Consider the following 19,852-nt stretch of genomic DNA (forward strand, 5'->3'; position numbering starts at 1 on the left):
ATGCGTAACGCGCTGGCCACCCTCGGCCAGATGGCTTTGGCGGTGCTGGTCGCGGTCGTCGTCGCGGTGGTCTCGCTGGTCGCCATCTCCCGGGTGCAGTGGCCGGCGTTCCCGTCCTCCAATCAACTGCACGCCCTGACCACCGTCGGGCAGGTCGGCTGCCTGGCCGGCCTGGTCGCCGTCGGCTGGGTGTGGCGCCGCTGCGCGCGCCCCCGCGGCCGGCAGCTGACCCAACTGGCCGGGCTGGTCTTCGTGTCCGCGTTCACCGTCGTGACGCTGGGCATGCCGCTGGGGGCGACCAAGCTGTACCTGTTCGGCATCTCCGTCGACCAGCAGTTCCGCACCGAATACCTGACCCGCCTGGCGGACAGCCCCGCCCTGCGCGACATGACCTATCTCGGGCTGCCGCCGTACTACCCGCCGGGCTGGTTCTGGATCGGCGGGCGCGCCGCGGCGCTCGGCGGGTCGCCAGCCTGGGAGGTCTTCAAGCCGTGGGCCATCACCTCGATCACCATCGCCGTCGCGGTCGCGCTGGTGCTGTGGTGGCGGATGGTCCGGTTCGAATACGCCCTGATCGTCACCACCGCGACGGCCGCGGTGACGCTGGCCTACGGCTCTCCGGAGCCCTACTCGGCGATGATCACCGTGTTATTGCCGCCGATGCTGGTGCTGACCTGGTCGGGTCTGCGCGCCGGTGACCGGCCGGACGCGTCCGGCCGTGCGGGCTGGGCCGCGGTGATCGCCGCCGGGCTGTTCCTGGGCTGGACGGCCACCTGGTACACGCTGCTGTGCGGGTTCAGCGCGTTCACCGTCGGGTTGATGGCCCTCTGGCTGGCCGGTGTGCGCTGGCAGGGGAACCGCAGGCGCGGCGGGCTCAAAGCCGCCCTCGATCCACTGCGCCGGTTGGTCGTCATCGCCGGCATCGCCGTGGCGATCGCCTGCACGACGTGGTTGCCGTTCGTGGTGCGAGCGCTGCACAGCCCGATCAGCAACTCCGGCAGCGCCATGCACTATCTGCCGGCCGACGGCGCCGAGTTGACCTTCCCCATGCTGCAGTTCACGCTGCTGGGCGTCGTCTGCCTGATCGGCACCCTGTGGCTGGTGCTGCGGGCCCGATCGTCGGTGCGGGCGGGCGCCCTGGCCATCGGCGTGCTGGCGATCTATCTGTGGTCGCTGCTGTCCATGCTGACCACGCTGGCGCGCACCACGCTGTTGTCGTTCCGGCTGCAGCCGACGCTGAGTGTGATGCTGGTCGCCGCCGGGGCGTTCGGCTTCCTCGAACTCGCGCAGGCGCTCGCCGCCGCGGGCCGCGACCGGAGCTGGGGCCGCGGCTTGCAGAGCTCGATCGCCCCGGTGGCCGGCGCCATCGGCCTAGCCGCCGCCATCGCCTTCAGCCAGGACATCCCCGACGTGCTGCGACCGGACCTCACCATCGCCTACACCGACACCGACGGTCACGGGCAGCGCGGCGACCGCCGGCCGCCCAGCGCCGAAAAGTTCTACGCCACCATCGATCACGCCATCACGCAGGTGACCGGCAAGCCGCGCGACCAGACCGTCGTGATGACCGCCGACTACAGCTTCCTGTCCTTCTACCCCTACTGGGGATTCCAGGGCCTCACCTCGCACTACGCCAACCCCCTCGCACAATTCGACCTGCGGGCCGCGCAGATCAACAAGTGGTCCACCCTCAAGACCGCCGACGAGTTGATCCACGCCCTGGACACCTGTCCCTGGCCCCCGCCGACCGTCTTCCTGATGCGCCGCGGCGCGAACGGCAACTACACGCTGCGGCTGGCCGAGGACGTCTACCCCAACCAACCCAACGTGCGGCGGTATACCGTCGATCTGCGCGGAGCACTGTTCGACAACCCGCGTTTCGTCGTCCAAAGCGTCGGCCCATTTGTGCTGGCCATCCGCAAACCCGGGACGTAACTGCTGATGAGCACCGACACTGCGCCTCAAACGGGGCCCCGTACCCCTGAAGAACTAGCATCTAGCTCCGTGAACGACACGGAAGCGAATCACCGGATCGCCCGGTTGGTTGCTTCCGTCGCCGGGCTGCTCGGAGTGCTGCTGGCGATCGCCACCCCGCTGCTTCCGGTCAACCAGACCACCGCCCAACTCGACTGGCCGCAGAACGGCACTTTCGGCAGCGTCGACGCGCCGCTGATCGGCTACGTCGCCACCGATTTGACCGTCACCGTCCCCTGCGAGGCCGCCGCCGGTCTGGCCGGGCCGGGCAACGCGGGCAAGACGGTGTTGCTGTCGACGGTGCCCAAGCAGGCGCCGAAGGCCGTCGACCGGGGACTCCTGATCGTGCGCGCCAACAACGACCTGGTGCTGGTGGTGCGCAACGTCCCGGTGGTGACCGCGCCGTTGAGCCAGGTGCTCAGCCCGGCCTGCCAGCGGCTGACCTTCACCGCGCACGCCGACCGGGTCACCGCCGAGTTCGTCGGCCTGACCCAGGGACACAACGCCGAGCATCCCGGCTCGCCGCTGCGCGGCGAGAAAAGCGGCTACGACTTCCGACCCCAGATCGTCGGCGTCTTCACCGATCTGAGCGGACCGGCACCGACCGGCCTGAAGTTCTCGGCGACCATCGACACCCGCTACAGCAGCAGCCCCACCCCGCTGAAGATGGCCGCGATGATCCTCGGGCTGGTGCTGACGGCCGCCGCGCTGATCGCGCTGCACATCCTCGACACCGCCGACGGGACCCGGCACCGCCGCTTCCTGCCCGCCCGCTGGTGGTCGATCGGCGGTCTGGACGCCCTGGTCATCGGCGTGCTGGTGTGGTGGCATTTCGTCGGCGCCAACACCTCCGACGACGGCTACATCCTCACCATGGCCCGCGTATCCGAGCACGCCGGCTACATGGCCAACTACTACCGCTGGTTGGGCACGCCCGAGGCGCCGTTCGGCTGGTACTACGACCTGCTGGCGCTGTGGGCGCACGTGAGCACGACAAGCGTCTGGATGCGGTTGCCCACCCTGGTGATGGCGCTGACGTGCTGGTGGGTGATCAGCCGTGAGGTCATGCCGCGGCTGGGCCACGCCGTCAAACAGAACCGGGCCGCGGCCTGGACGGCGGCGGGCATGTTCCTGGCCGTATGGCTGCCGCTGGACAACGGCCTGCGTCCCGAGCCGATCATCGCGCTGGGCATCCTGCTGACCTGGTGCTCGGTGGAACGCGCGGTGGCCACCAGCCGGCTGCTGCCGGTGGCGATCGCCTGCATCATCGGCGCGCTGACCCTGTTCTCCGGGCCGACGGGCATCGCCTCGATCGGCGCACTGCTGGTCGCGATCGGGCCGCTGCGGACCATCCTGCACCGCCGCTCGAAACGGTTCGGCGCGCTGCCACTGGTCGCGCCCCTGCTGGCCGCGGTCACCGTCACCGTCATCCTGATCTTCCGCGACCAGACGCTGACCGGCGAGATCCAGGCCACCATGCTCAAACGCGCCGTGGGGCCAAGCCTCAGCTGGTTCGACGAACACATCCGTTACGAGCGGCTGTTCATGGCCAGCCCCGACGGATCGGTCGCCCGCCGCTTCGCCGTGCTGGCGCTGATCCTCGCGCTCGGGATCACGGTCGCAATGTCGTTGCGCAAGGGGCGGATTCCGGGCACGGCCGCCGGGCCGAGCCGGCGCATCGTCGGGATCACCATCATCTCCTTCGTCGCGATGATGTTCACGCCCACCAAGTGGACCCACCACTTCGGGGTGTTCGCCGGGCTGGCCGGGCCGCTGGGCGCGCTGGCCGCGGTCGCGGTGACCTCCGTGGCGATGCGATCGCGGCGCAACCGCACGGTGTACGCCGCGGTGGTGCTGTTCCTGGTGGCGTTGTCGTTCGCCAGCGTCAACGGCTGGTGGTACGTCTCGAATTTCGGTGTGCCGTGGTCGAATGAGTTCCCGGCCTGGCATTACGCCTTCGCCACCGCGCTGCTCGGGTTGACCGTGGTGGTGCTGCTGCTGGCGGCCTGGTTCCACTTCGTCGCCCCGGACAACGGGCCACCCAAGACCCGCCTTGGCGCAAGGGTTGCCGGAATTGTCCAGTCCCCCTTGGCAATTGCGACCTGGGCGCTGGTGGTGTTCGAGGTGGCATCGCTGACCCTGGCGATGACCGACCAGTATCCGGCGTGGTCGGTCGGTCGCTCCAACCTGCAGGCTCTGACCGGAAAGTCGTGCGGACTGGCCGAGGACGTGCTGGTGGAGCAGGACCCTAACGCGGGGATGCTGACGCCGGTGAACGCGTCGGTGGCCGACGCGCTGGGCGCGGGTCTGTCGGAAGCCTTCACGGCCAACGGAATTCCCGCCGACGTGCGTGCCGACCCGGTGATGGAACGCCCGGGCGACCGCAGCTTCGTCAACGACGAGGAGAAGACGGGCAGCAACCAGGCCGGCACCGAGGGCGGCACCACTCCGGCGCCGGGAATCAACGGTTCGTCGGCCCAGCTGCCCTTCAACCTCGACCCCGCGCGCACCCCGGTGCTGGGCAGCTGGCGCTCGGGCATCCAGGTGCCCGCGCACCTGCGGTCCAGCTGGTACCGACTGCCCGCCCGCGACAAGGCCGGGCCGCTGCTGGTGGTGAGCGCCGCCGGGCGCTTCGACCTCCGCGAGGTCCAGGTGCAATGGGCCACCGACGACCAGGCGGCCGGCGGACACCCCGGCGGCTCGTTCCAATTCGCGGACGTGGGCGCGTCGCCGGCCTGGCGCAACCTGCGCCTGCCGATGTCGGCAATTCCGAGCTCCGCCACCCAGATTCGGTTGGTCGCCGACGACGAAGACCTGGCCCCGCAGCACTGGATCGCGCTGACCCCGCCGAGAACTCCGCAACTACGCACGCTGCAGGACGTGGTGGGCTCCGCCGACCCGGTGTTCCTGGACTGGCTCGTCGGCCTGGCCTTCCCCTGCCAGCGACCGTTCGGCCATCAGAACGGCGTCGACGAGACCCCGAGATGGCGCATCCTGCCCGACCGCTTCGGCGCCGAGGCCAACTCGCCGGTGATGGACAACAACGGCGGCGGCCCGCTGGGCGTCATCGAGCTGCTGACCAGGGCGACCACAATGGCCACCTACCTCAAGGACGACTGGTCTCGTGATTGGGGCTCGCTGCAACGGCTGTCGCCCTACTACCCCGATGCACAACCCGCCCACCTGTTGCTGGGGACGGCCACGCGCAGCGGCCTGTGGGGGCCGGCGCCGCTGAGACACTAAGGCGCACAACGAGTTCTGCCCCGCTTCCGGCCGAAGCAGGGAAGCGGGGCAGACTACTGCGCTAGATCGACGTCAGATCATGGCAGGGCGGCGTTGAACGGGTGCGTCAGGGTCCAGCCCGGGTTCAGGAAGTTGGCGGCGTAGTGGCGCACCGGGTGCAGGTGGCCGCTGTGCGGGACGTAGGGGCTTGCGGAGGCGACGGCCGGCATCAGCGACCCGGCGATCGACAAACCGATGGCGCCCAACCCGACACCCGCGGCGACGCGGAGCTTGGAGACCTTCTTGGCCTTGACGTCGGTCTGGGTGTCTGCGCCGGCGATGTTGTCCTTCATGGTGGTGATTCCTATCTGCCGTACTTTGCGTATTTGCGTACTTTTTCCTGGGACCGATCTTGCTGACCGGCAACACCAGGTTGCGACAGACGGCTTGCCAGATGGTTCAGAGATTCTTGCGGAATTCTTGCGTCCGCCGGTTGACGTGCGGCGCAACCCTTGAGGCTCGATATCGATGGGTCTAGATTTACGGTTCGTGGCCGCTGCAGCCGGGCTGCGGCAGGACCTGTTGAGCGATGGTGACCCGCGATGACGTCCGACCTGATGGCCATGGCCCGCGCCGAGCGCGCCGACCTCGCGGAATTCCTCGCCACTCTGACGCCGCAGGACTGGGAGGCGCCGACGCTGTGTACCCGCTGGAACGTCAAAGACGTTGTCGCGCATGTGATCAGCTATGACGAACTGGGCGCACTGGGGCTGCTGAGACGGTTCGCCAAGGGCTGGATCGTCCGGGCCAACCAGGTGGGCGTCGACGAATTCGCGGCCCTCACGCCGCAACAGCTGCTGGAATTCCTGCGCAGTCATCTCCAACCACGCGGTCTGCCAGCGGGTTTCGGCGGAATGATCGCGCTGGTCGACGGCACCGTCCACCACCAGGACATCCGCCGCTCGCTGGGCCGGCCGCGCGTGGTGCCGCCCGATCGACTCGAGCGGATTCTTCCGCTGGTGCCCGGCAACCCCCGGCTCGGCGCGGGACGCCGGATCAGGGGCCTGGGACTGCGCGCCACCGACGTCTCGTGGACACACGGCGACGGACCCCAGGTGAACGGCCCCGGCGAGGCACTCCTGCTGGCCATGACGGGCCGTCCGGCCGCCCTGGCCGACCTCGAAGGTCCCGGGCTTGCCACGCTGGCCGACCGGGTCCGCGGATAGCGTTCAGGCGGGCCGGATTTCGAAGACGAACTCCGAGTTGCCGATGCGGATGTGATCGCCGTCTTCCAGGGTGGTGCTGCGCCGCACGCGCCGGCCCCGCACCTGCACACCATTCGTGGATTTCATGTCGGTGATCAGGAAATCCGTTCCGGTGTCGATGATCACGGCATGGTGGCGGCTGACCTCGGTGTCGTCCAGGACGATCTCGTTGTCGTCGAGCCGCCCGATCCGGGTGGTCACACCGTTGAGCTGATAGTGCCGGCCGGCCTTGTCACGCAACCGGGCGACAACGGGATCGTCGACCAGCGCCGCCGTCGACTCCGAGCGCACGGTGCTCTGCTTGTGGGTGGTCATCACCGCCCGCTTGCCGACCCGCTTGGGTTGCTCGGGACCCAGTGGCTCCTGGCGCAGGATGCGCTGTTGCAGCGCGTTCACCGTCGGGCCCGGATCGATGCCCAGCCCGTCGGCCAACGCCGTCTTCAGGCGCCGATACGCGCCGAGCGCATCCGACTGCCGCTCGGTGACGTAGTAGGCGGTGATCAGTTGCGCCCACAGTGGTTCGCGAAAGGGATGCCGTGCAACGAGCGCCTCCAGCTCGCCGATGACGCCATCGGCGCGACCACAGGCGATCTCAGCTTCGGCGCGCGCGGTGTGGCTTGCCACCCGCTCCTCGAGCAGCATGCCGGCGAACGCGTCGACGAACGCGAAGTTGTGCAGGTCGTCGAGCACCGGTCCGCGCCATTCGCTCAGCGCCGCCGACAGATGGCTGCTGGCTTCCTCGAAGCGCCCCAAGCTGGCGGCCTGGACCCCGGCCGCCTTGTGGGCGCGGAAGCGTCCCAGGTCGCAGTCGGCGTCGGCGACACTCAGCTGATAACCGGGCGGGGCGCTGGCGAGCACCCCGTTCGGGTTGGCCACCACGCCTCGCAGCAGCCGACGCAGCGTGGAGATATAAGACTGGATGCTGGTGCGCGCCGCCGGCACCGGGGCCTCACCCCACACCGCATCGATCAACGCGTCCACGGACACCGGCCGGTTGCGGTGGACCAGCAGCATGGCCAGCACCGCGCGCTGTTTCGGGGCGCCCAGCGGCAGCTGGGCGCCGTTGGCCGTCACCGACAACGGGCCCAGGACGCCAAAGCCCAGACCTGCGTTCATCACGCGCTGTCAGCCTCCCAGGGGTCGTCGGCCGCACTCAAGGCCTCAGCCCCCCATTTTGAACGCATAAACGCAACGGATGCCGAATCGGCAGGCGGGTTTTGCTGTGATTCGCACCCGGTTTTTACGGCGTGAGCAGCACGTCCTGGGCGCTGGGCGGCCCCGCGTCCTCATCGGACAAAGGCGCGTCGCTTACGATCGAGCCTCGTGCCCCACGACGGTAAAGAGCGATCGCAGCGGATGCCCCGGTCGGTGGCTGCCATCGCGGGAATCGTGGGCCTGCTGCTGTGCCTGTCAGTCCCGCTGCTTCCGGTAAAGCAGACCACCGCAACGATCCTCTGGCCGCAGGGCAGCACAGACGGGCACGTCAGCCAGATCACCGCGCCCCTGGTGTCGGGGGCGCCCCGGGCGCTGGACATCTCCATCCCCTGCCCCGACATCGCCAGCCTGCCCCCGGCCGGCGGCCTGGTGGTCTCCACCCTGCCGCCCGGCGGCACCGATGCCGGGAAGAACGGGCTGTTCGTGCGGTCCAACGCCGATGTGGTCGTCGTCGCCTTCCGCGACACCGTGGCCACGGTCGCACAACGTTCGGCGGTCGCCGCCGGGGCGTGCAGCGTGCTGCACGTCTGGGCCAACGCCGGCGCGACGGGCGCCGATTTTGTGGGCATACCCGGCGCCTCCGGGGTGCTGCCTGCCGAAAAGAAACCTCAGGTTGGCGGCGTCTTCACCGACATGAAGGTGCCCGCAGGGCCGGGGCTGTCGGCCCGCATCGACGTCGATACCCGGTTCCTCACCGCGCCCACCGTGATCAAGGAAATCGTGATGGTCCTGGGCGCCCTGGCGGTGCTGACGGCCATCGTCGCGCTGGCGGTTCTGGACCGCCGCAGCCGAGGCGGCAGCACGCTGCTCAACTGGCGCTCCCCCATCGCCTGGCTCTCCAGATACCGCCCCGGCACGCGCCTGGCCAACTGGCGGCGGGTGGGAATCGCGACCTGGATCGCCGACGCCGGGGTGATCGCAACCCTGTTGCTGTGGCACGTCATCGGCGCCACCTCGTCGGACGACGGCTACAACCTGACCATCGCGCGCGTCGCGCCGGGTGCCGGCTACATCGCCGACTACTACCGCTACTTCGGCACGACGGACGCGCCGTTCGACTGGTATCTCGGGCTGCTGGCGAAGATGGCCGCGGTGAGCACGGCCGGCGTGTGGATGCGGCTGCCCGCCACGCTGGCCGCAATCGGGTGCTGGCTTATCATCAGCCACTGGGTGCTGCGCCGGCTCGGTCCGGGCCGCGGCGGCCTCGCGGCCAACCGGGTCGCGGTGTTCACCGCGGGCGCGGTGTTCGTGGCCGCGTGGCTGCCCTTCAACAACGGCCTGCGGCCCGAACCGCTGATCGCCCTGGGCGTGCTGGTCACCTGGATGCTGATGGAACGCGCGATCGCGCTGCGCCGCTTGGCACCCGCGGCGGTGGCCATCATCGTGGCGATGCTGAGCGCGACGCTGGCGCCGCAGGGCCTGATCGCCGTCGCCGCACTGCTGACCGGGGCACGGGCCGTCGCCCAGACAATCCGGCGCCGCCGGGCGACCGACGGACTGCTGGCACCGCTGGCGGTGCTGGCGGCCTCGCTGTCGCTGATCCTGGTGGTGGTGTTCCGCAGCCAGACGCTGGCCACGGTCGGCGAGTCGGCGCGAATCAAGTACAAGGTCGGCCCGACCATCGCCTGGTACCAGGATTGGCTGCGCTACTACTTCCTCACCGTGGAATCCAACCCGGACGGATCGATGGCCCGGCGATTCGCCGTGCTGGTGCTGCTGCTGTGCATGTTCGGCATGCTCGTCACCCTGCTGCGCCGCGGCCGGATCCCCGGCGTGGCCAGCGGGCCTGCCTGGCGGTTGATCGGCACCACCGCGTTCGGACTGCTGCTGCTGACGTTCACCCCGACCAAGTGGGCGGTCCAGTTCGGTGCGTTCGCCGGGCTGGCCGGGGCGCTGGGCGCGGTCACCGCGTTCGCCCTGGCCCGGATCGGGCTGCACAACCGCCGCAACCTGACCCTGTACGTCACGGCCCTGCTGTTTGTCCTGGCGGTGGCCACCTCCGGCGTCAACGGCTGGTTCTACGTCGGCAACTACGGGGTGCCGTGGTGGGACATCCAGCCCGTCATCGCCAGCCACCCGGTGACGACGATATTTTTGAGCCTGTCGATCGCGACCGGCCTGCTGGCCGCCTGGCAGCACTTCAGGATGGATTACGCCGGGCACACCGAGGTCAAGGACAACCGGCGCAACCGGGTGCTGGCGTCGACGCCGCTGCTGGTGGTCGCGACCATCATGGTCGTCGGCGAGGTCGCCTCGCTGACCAAGGGCGCGGTGTACCGCTATCCGCTCTACACCACCGGCAAGGCGAACCTCGCCGCGATCAGTTCGGGGCTGTCGAAGACCAGCTGCGCCATGGCCGACGACGTGCTGGCCGAGCCCGACCCCAACGCGGGCATGCTGCAGCCGGTGCCGGGGCAGACCTTCGGTCCGGACGGTCCACTGGGCGGTAGCAACCCGGTCGGCTTCAAACCCGACGGCGTGGGCGACGACCTGAGGTCGTACCCGGTGGTGACCAAGCCGGGCGTGGTGAATTCGACCGGGTCACCCAACAAACCCAACGCCACCATGAGTGACTCCGCGGGCACGGCCGGCGGGAGAGGCGCGGTCGGCGTGAACGGGTCGCATGCCGCGCTGCCGTTCGGACTGGACCCGGCCCGCACCCCGGTGATGGGCAGCTACGGCGAGAATTCGCTGGCCGCGACGGCCACCTCGGCCTGGTACCAGCTGCCGCCGCGCACCAGCGACCGGCCGATCGTGGTGGTGACGGCGGCCGGTGCCATCTGGTCGTACAAGGAGGACGGCACCTTCACCTACGGCCAACAGCTGAAACTGCAGTGGGGCGTCGCCCGTCCCGACGGCACCACCCAGCCGCTGGCAGAGGTCTATCCGATCGACATCGGGCCGGAGCCGGCGTGGCGCAACCTGCGGTTCCCGCTGGCCTGGGCGCCACCGGAGGCGAACGTGGCGCGCATCGTCGCCTACGACCCAAACCTGAGTTCGGATCAGTGGTTCGCGGTCACACCGCCACGGGTCCCGGTGCTCCAGACCCTGCAACAGCTGATGGGCTCGCAAACCCCCGTGCTGATGGACATCGCCACGGCTGCCAACTTCCCGTGCCAGCATCCGATCTCCGAACACCTTGGCGTTGCCGAGCTTCCGCGGTACCGCATCCTGCCCGATCACAAACAAACGGCGGCGTCGTCGAACGGGTGGGAGGCCAGCGAGGACGGGGGTCCGTTCCTGTTCACTCAGGCGATGCTGCGCACCTCGACGATCGCGACGTACCTGCGTGGCGACTGGCATCGCGACTGGGGATCCGTGGAGCAGTACTTCCGACTGGTGCCGGCTGATCAGGCGCCGGACGCCGCAATCGAACAGGGTGTGATGACAGTGCACGGCTGGAGCCGGCAGGGACCGATTCGGGCGCTGCCATGAGTGTCACGACCGTCGACACGCGCGAAGACAAGGCGGCCGCCCGCCAGGACGTGCGGGTGACGCGCTGGGTCGCGACGATCGCGGGGCTGATCGGTTTCATCCTGTCGATCGCGACGCCGCTGCTGCCCGTCGTGCAGACCACTGCGACGCTGAACTGGCCGCAGAACGGCCAGCTGAGCAGCGTAACCGCGCCGCTGATTTCGCTCACACCGGTCGACGTGCACGTGACCGTGCCGTGCTCGGTGGTGCGTGCCTTGCCGCCGGAGGGCGGGATCGTGCTCAGTACGGCGCCCAAGAAGGGTAAGGATGCCGCGCTCAACGCGTTGTTCGTGGTCGTCAACGGCAAGCGCGTCGACGTCACCGACCGCAACGTGGTGATCGCGAGCGCGGTCCGCGATCAGGTGGAGTCGCCACAATGTCAGCGCATCGAGATCAGCTCGACGAAGGCGGGCGCCTTCGCCACCTTCGTCGGGCTGACTGATCCAGCGGGCAAGCCGCTCGGCGGCGGCTTCCCGGACCCGAACCTGCGGCCGCAGATCGTCGGGGTGTTCACCGACCTGAGCGGGCCGGCCCCGGCCGGTTTGAAGCTCTCGGCGACCATCGACACCCGGTTCTCCACCACACCGACGACGCTGAAGCTGGCCGCGATGGTGCTGGCCATCGTGTCCACCATCGTCGCCCTCATCGCCTTGTGGCGGCTCGATCAGCTGGACGGCCACCGGATGCGCCGGCTCATTCCGGCGAACTGGCGCAAGTTCACCCTGGCCGACGCCACGGTGATCTCCGGCTTCGTGCTGTGGCACGTGATCGGCGCGAACTCGTCGGACGACGGCTACATCCTGGGCATGGCCCGGGTCGCCGACCACGCCGGCTATATGTCGAACTACTTCCGCTGGTTTGGTAGCCCGGAGGACCCCTTCGGCTGGTACTACAACCTGCTGGCGCTGATGACCCACGTCACCGACGCCAGCCTGTGGATGCGGTTGCCGGACCTGATCGCCGGAATCGTGTGCTGGCTGCTGCTTTCGCGGGAGGTGCTGCCCCGGCTGGGGCCCGCGGTGGCCGCCAGCAAGCCGGCGAACTGGGCGGCCGGCATGGTGCTGTTGACGGCCTGGATGCCGTTCGACAACGGCCTGCGCCCCGAGCCGATCATCGCCGTCGGCTCGCTGATCACCTACGTGCTGATCGAGCGCTCGATGCGCTACAGCCGGCTGACGCCCGCCGCGCTGGCCGTCATCACCGCCGCGTTCACCCTCGGGGTGCAGCCCACCGGGCTGATCGCCGTGGCCGCGCTGGTCGCCGGAGGCCGCCCGATCCTGCGGATTCTGGTGAAACGCCATCGCCTGGTGGGCACCTGGCCGCTGGTGGCGCCGATGCTGGCCGCCGGCACGGTCATCCTGACCGTGGTGTTCGCCGATCAGACGCTGTCGACGGTGTTGGAAGCCACCAGGATTCGCACCTCGATCGGTCCCAGCCAGGCCTGGTACACCGAGAACCTGCGCTACTACTACCTGATCCTGCCCACCGTCGACGGCTCGCTGTCACGCCGCTTCGGGTTCCTGGTCGCGGCGCTATGCCTGTTCACAGCCGTCTTTATCATGTTGCGGCGCAAGCGAATTCCCGGTGTCGCGCGCGGGCCGGCCTGGCGGCTGATGGGTGTCATCTTCGGCACCATGTTCTTCCTGATGTTCACCCCCACCAAGTGGGTGCACCACTTCGGGCTGTTCGCCGCGGTGGGAGCGGCGATGGCCGCGCTGACGACGGTGCTGGTGTCGCACGAGGTCTTGCGCTGGTCGCGCAACCGAATGGCGTTCGTGGCGGCGCTGCTGTTCGTGCTGGCCCTGTGTTTCGCCACCACCAACGGCTGGTGGTATGTGTCGAGCTTCGGTGTCCCGTTCAATAACGTGATGCCGAGGTTCCACGGAATCAGCGTAAGCACAGTCTTTTTCGCGCTGTTCGTGATTGTCGCGCTGTGGGCGGCGTACCTACACTTCGCGCCCAGGGACCGTGGCGAGGGGCGGCTGGCGCGGGCGCTGACCGCCGCGCCCATCCCCGTGGCGGCCGGCTTCATGGCGCTGGTGTTCATCGGGTCGATGGTGGCCGGCATCGTGCGTCAGTACCCGACGTACTCCAATGCCTGGGACAACCTGCGGGAGTTCAGCGGGGGCTGCGGGCTGGCCGATGACGTGCTCGTCGAACCGGACAGCAATGCCGGCTTCATGGCTGCCCTACCCGGCGATTACGGCCCGCTGGGGCCGTTGGGTGGGGTCAACCCAACCGGATTCACGCCCAACGGGGTACCGGATCGCACCCTGGCCGAGTCGATCAAGGAGACGGAGGTGCCGCAGCCCGGCACCGACTACGACTGGGACGCGCCGACCAAGCTGAAGGCACCGGGCGTCAACGGCTCGACGATGCCGCTGCCGTATGGACTCGACCCCAGCCGGGTGCCGCTGGCCGGCAGCTACACCACCGGCGCGCAGCAGCAGAGCAGGCTGACCTCGGCCTGGTACCAGCTGCCCAAACGCGACGACGGGCACCCGCTGGTGGTGATCACGGCCGCGGGCACCATCGCCGGCAACAGCATCCTGCACGGCCACACCAACGGGCAGACCGTGGAGCTGGAATTCGGCAGGCCCGGTCCCGGCGGCTCGGTGCAGCCTGCCGGCCGCCTGGTGCCCTACGACCTCTACGGCGAGCAGCCGAAGGTGTGGCGGAACCTGCGCTTCGCGCGCTCCCAGATGCCCGCCGACGCGGTCGCGGTGCGTGTGGTCGCCGAGGACCTGTCCCTGACGCCGGACGACTGGGTCGCGCTGACCCCGCCGCGGGTGCCGGAGCTGCGCTCGTTGCAGGAGTACGTCGGTTCCAAGCGGCCGGTGCTGATGGACTGGGCGGTCGGCCTGGCCTTCCCGTGCCAGCGGCCGATGCTGCATTCCAACGGCGTCACCGAGATCCCGGAGTTCCGCATCACCCCGGACTACAACGCCAAGAAGCAGGACACCGACACGTGGCAGGACGGCGTTAACGGCGGCCTGTTGGGCATCACCGACCTGTTGCTGCGGGCCCATGTCATGTCGACGTACCTGTCCCATGACTGGGGCCGCGACTGGGGATCGCTGCGCAAATTCGACACCATCGCCGACGCCCACCCGGCGCAGCTCGACCTGGGCACCGCCACCCGCACCGGATGGTGGTCGCCCGGACCGATCCGCATCAAGCCGTAGCGAGCGACCAAAAGTTTGAAAAATGGCTTTGCCCCGTCATTATTCACCGGTGTAATAGTGCGCTGAATTAACGGCAGAGTAATTACTGGCCAAAGGTTTAATTCCGCCATTTCCCGGTCAATACTCATTCCGCTGTGATCCATTTCACATGACGGAAAAGGATGGCCGATACACATGCTGACACGCCTAGGAAAATGCACGGCCGCGGTCACGCTGCTGATCGCGCCGGCCGCAAGTTCGGCCATCGGTACGGCGGCCGCCGAGGGCGGCGGTACGACGGTCGTTTTCGACAACTATCTGCGGCGTTGCGATTTCAGCAAGGTCAGCACCGCCCCCAAGGTGCCCAGCCCGATGCTCGGCAGCGGTTCGGCCATCGTCCGGGCCGGCGGGTCCCGGGCCGTCGCCGAGGTCCATCTGGTCGACGGGCCCGAGCCGGGCATGCATTTCGACGTCGGCCTTATCGAAGAACCCCGACCGTCCTCGTCGACTTGTGGGCCCGGTGACCCGGGAACCGCCTTTACCGGCATGGATCTCGACGGCGCTGGAAACGGAACGACGACCGTTGCCGACACCATTCGGCCGGGCACCACCGGCGTGTGGGTGATTGTCGAGCGGGCGAACGCCGACTCGCAGAACCCGGCGGAGTTCTATACATCCGAGTTCGTGGTGCCGGTGGGGTCGTAGCCGCGCCGCGCACCGCCGAGACAACCGCCTCAGAAGAAACAGGGACTTCGGCCCCTATCTTGACGCTCACGTCAACTGCTGCGATGGAGGTATCGACGAGAACCTGGTGAAAGGGAGCGGTGTCGGCGTCATACGGGGAGACAAGCCAGCAACCAATCGCGCCGGATGAACCGACCGGCGACATCGGTTCGGTGCTGCGTGCCGACGTCCGCGACGAAATAGACACATCGTCGGTCGTCGCCGAAGCGGCGGCGACGCTGGCCCGCGGCTCGGCCATGCTGGTGGTGAAGCGGGGCCCCAACGTCGGGGCGAAGTTCATGTTGAACGAGCCGGTGATGAACGCCGGGCGGCACCCGGCCAGCGACATCTTTCTCGATGACATCACGGTCAGCCGCAGGCATGCCGAATTCCGCAGCGAGAACGGCGAATTCCGCGTCGTCGATCTCGGCAGCCTCAACGGGACCTATCTCAACCGCGGCGCCATCGACTCCGCGGTGCTGACCAACGGCGACGTGCTCCAGATCGGCAATTTCCGGCTGGTTTTCCTGACCGCCCAGACGGGCTGACACCGACGAAGGGGGGACGTCCGTGACCACAGGAGCCGGCCACAACGGGGGGGCGCGTTCAGGTCCACACCTCCGAATTCACGCCCGGCGAGACGATTTTCGTTCAGGGCGGCCCCGGTGATCGCGTCTATCTGATCGTCGAAGGCACGGTGCAGATCGCCGCTCGTGGGCCCAGCGGCCGCAGCAGCGTCCGGGCGATCATCGGCCCCAAGGACATCTTCGGCGAGCTGGCGGTGTTCGACCCCGGCCCGCGCGCCTGCACCGCCACGGCGATCACCGACGTGCGCGCGATGTGGATGGACCGCGCCACGCTGCGCGCGTGGATGGCCGAGCAGCCCGCGATCGCCGAGCAGCTGCTGCGTGCGCTGACCCGGCGGCTGCGGCACCGCGAACGTCAACTCGTCGAAATGGTTTCCAGCGACGTCACCGGGCGTGTCGCCCGCCAGCTGCTGGTGTTGGGCGAGCGTTTCGGCACCCCCGAGGGCGACGCGCTGCGGCTCGCCCACGAACTCAACCAGGACGAGCTGGCCCAACTGGTCGGCGCCGACCGGGTTTCGGTGAACAAGGCGCTGCGCGGTTTCACGACGCGCGGCTGGATCCTGTTGGACGGCAAGACCGTTGTGATCGTCAAGCCCGAAGCGCTGGCTCGCCGCGCCGACGCGGGAGACGGCCCCGGCCCGGACCCGAATCGCCGACGGCGCCCGCTGCGCGCTACTGCCTGACGATCGGCTCGGCGCGTAGCGTCTGAGCCATGAGCGACTACGCCGTAGAGGCCGTGGATCGGTTGCCGTTTTCCACCGACGAGAAATCGCAGCGCTACGCGACGGAGAACTACCGCGGGGCCGTGGGGCTCAATTGGTACCTCACCGACCCCACTCTGCAGTTCACCATGGCGTACTACCTCAAGCCCGAGGAACTGACACTGGCCGAACGCCACCTGACGCGCATCGGTGAACTGATGGGCGGCCCGGTGGCGCGGTGGGCCGAGGAGACGGATCGTAATCCCCCGCAGCTGCAGCGCTACGACCGGTGGGGCCACGACATCAGCGAGGTGGTCATGCCGACCTCCTTCAGGCAGTCCAAGCGGGCGGTCCTGGACGCCCAGCAGGCGCTGCGGACCGAGGCCCGCGAGGCGAAGACGAGCTCGTCGTTCACCATGTTCGCGTCGAATTATCTGCTCAACCAAGCCGATATCGGCATGGGCTGCGCGTTGGGCACCGGCGGCGGCATGGTCCAGTCGCTGGTGGCCGGCTACGCGCCGCCCGATGTGGCCGAGCACGTGCTGGCCAAATTCGCCTCCGGTGAGTGGGCAGGCGAGACGGCGCAGCTGCTGACCGAACGCACCGGCGGCTCCGATCTGGGGGCGCTGGAGACCACCGCCACCCGGCACGGCGACGCGTGGTTGTTGAACGGTTTCAAGTGGTTCGCGTCCAACTGCGCCGGGGAGGCGTTCGTCGTCCTGGCGAAACCCGAAGGGGCACCGGATTCTTCGCGCGGCGTCGCCAACTTCCTGGTGCTGCGCACCCGCCGCGACGGCTCACGCAACGGCGTGCAGGTCCGCCGGCTGAAGGACAAGCTGGGCACCCGCTCGGTGGCCTCGGGCGAGGTCGAATTCGTCGATGCCGAAGCGTTTTTGCTGTCCGGTGAGCCCACCGACGCCGACGCCGGGCCGTCGGACGGCAAGGGGCTGGGACGCATGATGGAGCTGACCAACGCCGCGCGCCTGGGCATCGCCTTGTTCGCGCTCGGTAACGCGCGGCGCGCGCTGGTGGAATCGCTGTGCTATGCCCGGCAGCGCCGGGCGTTCGGCGGCGCGCTCATCGACAAGCCGCTGATGCGGCGCAAACTCGCCGAGATGATCGTCGACGTCGAGGCCGCGCAGGCGCTGGTGTTCGACGGCACCGGCGCCACCAACCATCGTCAGCCCCGCAGCATGCGGCAACGGATCGCCGTGCCGGTCACCAAGCTGCGGGTGTGCCGGCTGGGGATCACCGCGGCATCGGATGCGATCGAAATCCACGGCGGCAACGGCTATATCGAGACCTGGCCGGTGGCGCGGCTGCTGCGCGATGCGCAGGTGAACACCATCTGGGAAGGGCCGGACAACATTCTGTGTCTGGATGTGCGGCGCGGGATCGAGCAGACCCGCGCGCACGAGACGCTACTCGCGCGGATGCGCGACGCGGTGTCGGTCGCCGACGGCGGCGAAGCCACCCGGCTGGTCGCCGGCCGGATCGAGGATCTCGACGCAGCGATCACCGCGTGGACCAAACTCGACAGGCAGACGGCGGAGGCAAGGCTGTTCCCGCTTGCCCAATTCATGGGTGACGTCTATGCCGGTGCGTTGCTCATCGAGCAGGCCGCCTGGGAGCGGGCCACCCGAGGCGGCGAGCGCAAGGCGCTTGTCGCGGGGCTCCACGCGCAGCGCTATCTCGCCGATCGCGGGGCGCTTCGCGGCATCGACGCCGACTCCGACGAGGCGCAGGAGCACTTCGACGAACTGCTCGACGGCGCGCTGCGGCTCTAATACTTTGCAGCGTTCGTTAGCGGACGATTACACCTCGCGCTCTTGGCTTTTGACGCCGGTTCCGCTGCGCCGAATCACAGCCGCACTTCAATATCGGCAGACCAGCCGTCAGGTCAGCCGGCCGGTGCTGGTGTGACCGGAGTGGTGCCGCCGCGCCGAGTTAGATCGGGATGAGCCCGTGCTTACGCGCCGTGCGGAACCACAGTTGCTTCTCCCGCAGCAGCTTCATCGACTTGCGCAGCAGCAGCCTGGTCTCATGCGGGTCGATGACCGCGTCGATGAAGCCGCGCTCGGCGGCGGTCCACGGGATCGCCATGTTGAGGTTGTAGCCCTCGATGAAGTCCTTCTTGATCTGCTGCGCCTCGGGCGTGGTGGGGTCGGGGAACCGCTTCATCAGCAACTGCGCGGCCCCCTCGGCGCCGATCACCGCGATGCGCGCGGTCGGCCAGGCGAAGTTGAAGTCGGCGGTCAGCTGCCTCGACCCCATCACGGCATAGGCGCCGCCGTAGGACTTGCGGACCGTGATGGTCACCTTCGGCACGTCGGCCTCGACGACCGAGTACAGGAACCGGCCGCCGCGCTTGATGATGCCATTCTTCTCCTGCTCGGCGCCCGGCAGGAAGCCCGGTGTGTCCACCACGAACACCAGCGGGATGTTGAACGCGTCGCAGAACCGGATGAATCGCGCCGCCTTGTCGGAGGCCTCGTTGTCGATCGACCCCGACAGGTGCATCGGCTGGTTGGCGATCACGCCCACCGGATGCCCGTCGACGCGGGCGAACCCGGTGATGATGGCCGGCCCGTGCTGGGCGGCCACGTCGAGGAAGTCGCCGTCGTCGAAGATCCGCAGCAGGATCTCGTGCATGTCGTAGGCCATGTTGTCCGAGTCCGGCACGATCGAGTCGAGCTCCAGATCGGTCGGGGTCGTCTCCGGCTCCAGACCTGGGTTGACGATCGGCGGCTCGCTGACGGCGCTCGACGGCAGGAACGACAGGAAGTCGCGCACGTACTGGAACGCGGCTTCCTCGGAGTCCACCACCTGGTGGATGTTGCCGTTGCGGGCCTGCGCGTCCGAGCCACCGAGCTCGTCGAGCGTGACGTCTTCGCCGGTGACCTCCCGAATCACGTCCGGCCCGGTCACGAAAAAGTAGCCTTGGTCGCGCACCGACACCAGCAGGTCGTCCTGGATCGGTGAATACACCGCTCCCCCGGCGCATTTGCCGAAGATCAGGGAGATCTGCGGCACCAGCCCGGACAGCGCTTCGTGGCGGCGGCCCAGCTCGGCGTACCACGCCAGCGAGGTGACGGCGTCCTGAATCCGCGCGCCGCCGGAGTCCTGGATGCCGACGATCGGGCAGCCGACCATCGCGCACCACTCCATCAGCCTGGCGACCTTGCGGCCGAACATCTCGCCCACCGTGCCCTGGAACACCGTCTGGTCGTGGGAGAACACCCCGACCGGCCGGCCGTCGATCATGGCGTGCCCGGTGACGCACCCGTCGCCGTAGAGCGCGTTCGGGTCGTTCGGCGTCTTGGCCAGCGCGCCGATCTCAAAGAAGGTGCCCGGGTCGACCAGCGCGTGGATGCGGGCGCGGGCGCTGGGGATGCCCTTCTTGTCGCGCTTGGCGACCGCCTTTTCACCGCCCGGCTCTTTGGCCAGTTCCAGGCGAGCATAGAGCTCGGCCAGCTTCTCGGCGGTGGTGTGCTGGATGGGAGCTGCCCCCGAAGCTGGCACGGTCT

The 19,852-nt window shown here is 68.6% G+C and carries 11 protein-coding genes and 1 pseudogene; 9 read left to right on the plus strand and 3 right to left on the minus strand.

What is annotated here, in order from left to right:
- On the plus strand, positions 1-1,935 hold the full coding sequence (locus B8W69_RS16800) for a galactan 5-O-arabinofuranosyltransferase (protein ID WP_085290941.1): 1,935 nt from the start codon (positions 1-3) through the stop codon (positions 1,933-1,935).
- A gap of 6 nt (positions 1,936-1,941) precedes the next feature.
- Positions 1,942-5,217 carry an arabinosyltransferase domain-containing protein gene (locus B8W69_RS16805; RefSeq protein WP_110881966.1) on the plus strand — a complete coding sequence of 1,092 codons (3,276 nt, stop codon included), beginning with the start codon at positions 1,942-1,944 and terminating at the stop codon, positions 5,215-5,217.
- A gap of 77 nt (positions 5,218-5,294) precedes the next feature.
- Here the strand turns inward: B8W69_RS16805 and B8W69_RS16810 are convergent, their stop codons facing one another.
- The gene (locus tag B8W69_RS16810; RefSeq protein ID WP_065027466.1) at positions 5,295-5,549 is read right to left on the minus strand and encodes a hypothetical protein; all 255 of its coding nucleotides are present in this window, start codon (positions 5,547-5,549) and stop codon (positions 5,295-5,297) included.
- Positions 5,550-5,798: 249 nt separating this feature from the next.
- On the opposite strand from B8W69_RS16810, the gene B8W69_RS16815 reads away from it, so the two are divergent.
- Positions 5,799-6,422, plus strand: coding sequence for a maleylpyruvate isomerase family mycothiol-dependent enzyme (locus B8W69_RS16815; protein WP_085290943.1), 624 nt, complete (start codon positions 5,799-5,801; stop codon positions 6,420-6,422).
- A gap of 3 nt (positions 6,423-6,425) precedes the next feature.
- Here B8W69_RS16815 and B8W69_RS16820 read toward each other — a convergent pair whose 3' ends face one another.
- Positions 6,426-7,580, minus strand: a complete 1,155-nt coding sequence (locus B8W69_RS16820) for a BTAD domain-containing putative transcriptional regulator (RefSeq protein ID WP_085290944.1) — start codon at positions 7,578-7,580, stop codon at positions 6,426-6,428.
- A gap of 204 nt (positions 7,581-7,784) precedes the next feature.
- Between B8W69_RS16820 and B8W69_RS16825 the strand changes: the two genes are divergently transcribed.
- From B8W69_RS16825 to B8W69_RS16850, 6 genes and pseudogenes are all read left to right on the plus strand, one after another.
- On the plus strand, positions 7,785-11,111 hold the full coding sequence (locus B8W69_RS16825; RefSeq protein WP_085290945.1) for an arabinosyltransferase domain-containing protein: 3,327 nt from the start codon (positions 7,785-7,787) through the stop codon (positions 11,109-11,111).
- Positions 11,108-14,335, plus strand: coding sequence for an arabinosyltransferase domain-containing protein (locus B8W69_RS16830; protein WP_085290946.1), 3,228 nt, complete (start codon positions 11,108-11,110; stop codon positions 14,333-14,335). The genes B8W69_RS16825 and B8W69_RS16830 overlap by 4 nt, the downstream gene beginning before the upstream one ends.
- 168 nt (positions 14,336-14,503) lie before the next feature.
- Positions 14,504-15,019 carry a hypothetical protein gene (locus B8W69_RS16835; RefSeq protein ID WP_085290947.1) on the plus strand — a complete coding sequence of 172 codons (516 nt, stop codon included), beginning with the start codon at positions 14,504-14,506 and terminating at the stop codon, positions 15,017-15,019.
- A 119-nt stretch (positions 15,020-15,138) separates the two neighbouring features.
- Entirely contained in the window at positions 15,139-15,585 is a 447-nt protein-coding gene (locus tag B8W69_RS16840; RefSeq protein WP_085290948.1) for an FHA domain-containing protein, read from the plus strand.
- 38 nt (positions 15,586-15,623) lie between these two features.
- Positions 15,624-16,241: pseudogene (locus tag B8W69_RS32255) on the plus strand (Crp/Fnr family transcriptional regulator); the annotation flags it as partial.
- Positions 16,242-16,336: 95 nt separating this feature from the next.
- The gene (locus B8W69_RS16850) at positions 16,337-18,112 is read left to right on the plus strand and encodes an acyl-CoA dehydrogenase family protein (protein ID WP_085290949.1); all 1,776 of its coding nucleotides are present in this window, start codon (positions 16,337-16,339) and stop codon (positions 18,110-18,112) included.
- Between the two features lie 160 nt (positions 18,113-18,272).
- Here B8W69_RS16850 and B8W69_RS16855 read toward each other — a convergent pair whose 3' ends face one another.
- Positions 18,273-19,847: an acyl-CoA carboxylase subunit beta gene (locus B8W69_RS16855; RefSeq protein ID WP_110881971.1), complete on the minus strand. Its 1,575-nt coding sequence runs from the start codon at positions 19,845-19,847 to the stop codon at positions 18,273-18,275.
- Between the last annotated feature and the right edge of the window lie 5 nt (positions 19,848-19,852).

Origin of the sequence: Mycolicibacterium vulneris, from assembly GCF_002104765.1 — a bacterium.
GTDB lineage: Bacteria > Actinomycetota > Actinomycetes > Mycobacteriales > Mycobacteriaceae > Mycobacterium > Mycobacterium vulneris.

Excerpts from the sequence above, each read along its gene's own strand:
- B8W69_RS16850 (WP_085290949.1), top strand. The coding sequence starts at position 16,337 with ATGAGCGACTACGCCGTAGAGGCCGTGGATCGGTTGCCGTTTTCCACC.
- B8W69_RS16810 (WP_065027466.1), bottom strand. The coding sequence starts at position 5,549 with ATGAAGGACAACATCGCCGGCGCAGACACCCAGACCGACGTCAAGGCC.
- B8W69_RS16805 (WP_110881966.1), top strand. The coding sequence starts at position 1,942 with ATGAGCACCGACACTGCGCCTCAAACGGGGCCCCGTACCCCTGAAGAA.
- B8W69_RS16815 (WP_085290943.1), top strand. The coding sequence starts at position 5,799 with ATGACGTCCGACCTGATGGCCATGGCCCGCGCCGAGCGCGCCGACCTC.
- B8W69_RS16800 (WP_085290941.1), top strand. The coding sequence starts at position 1 with ATGCGTAACGCGCTGGCCACCCTCGGCCAGATGGCTTTGGCGGTGCTG.
- B8W69_RS16830 (WP_085290946.1), top strand. The coding sequence starts at position 11,108 with ATGAGTGTCACGACCGTCGACACGCGCGAAGACAAGGCGGCCGCCCGC.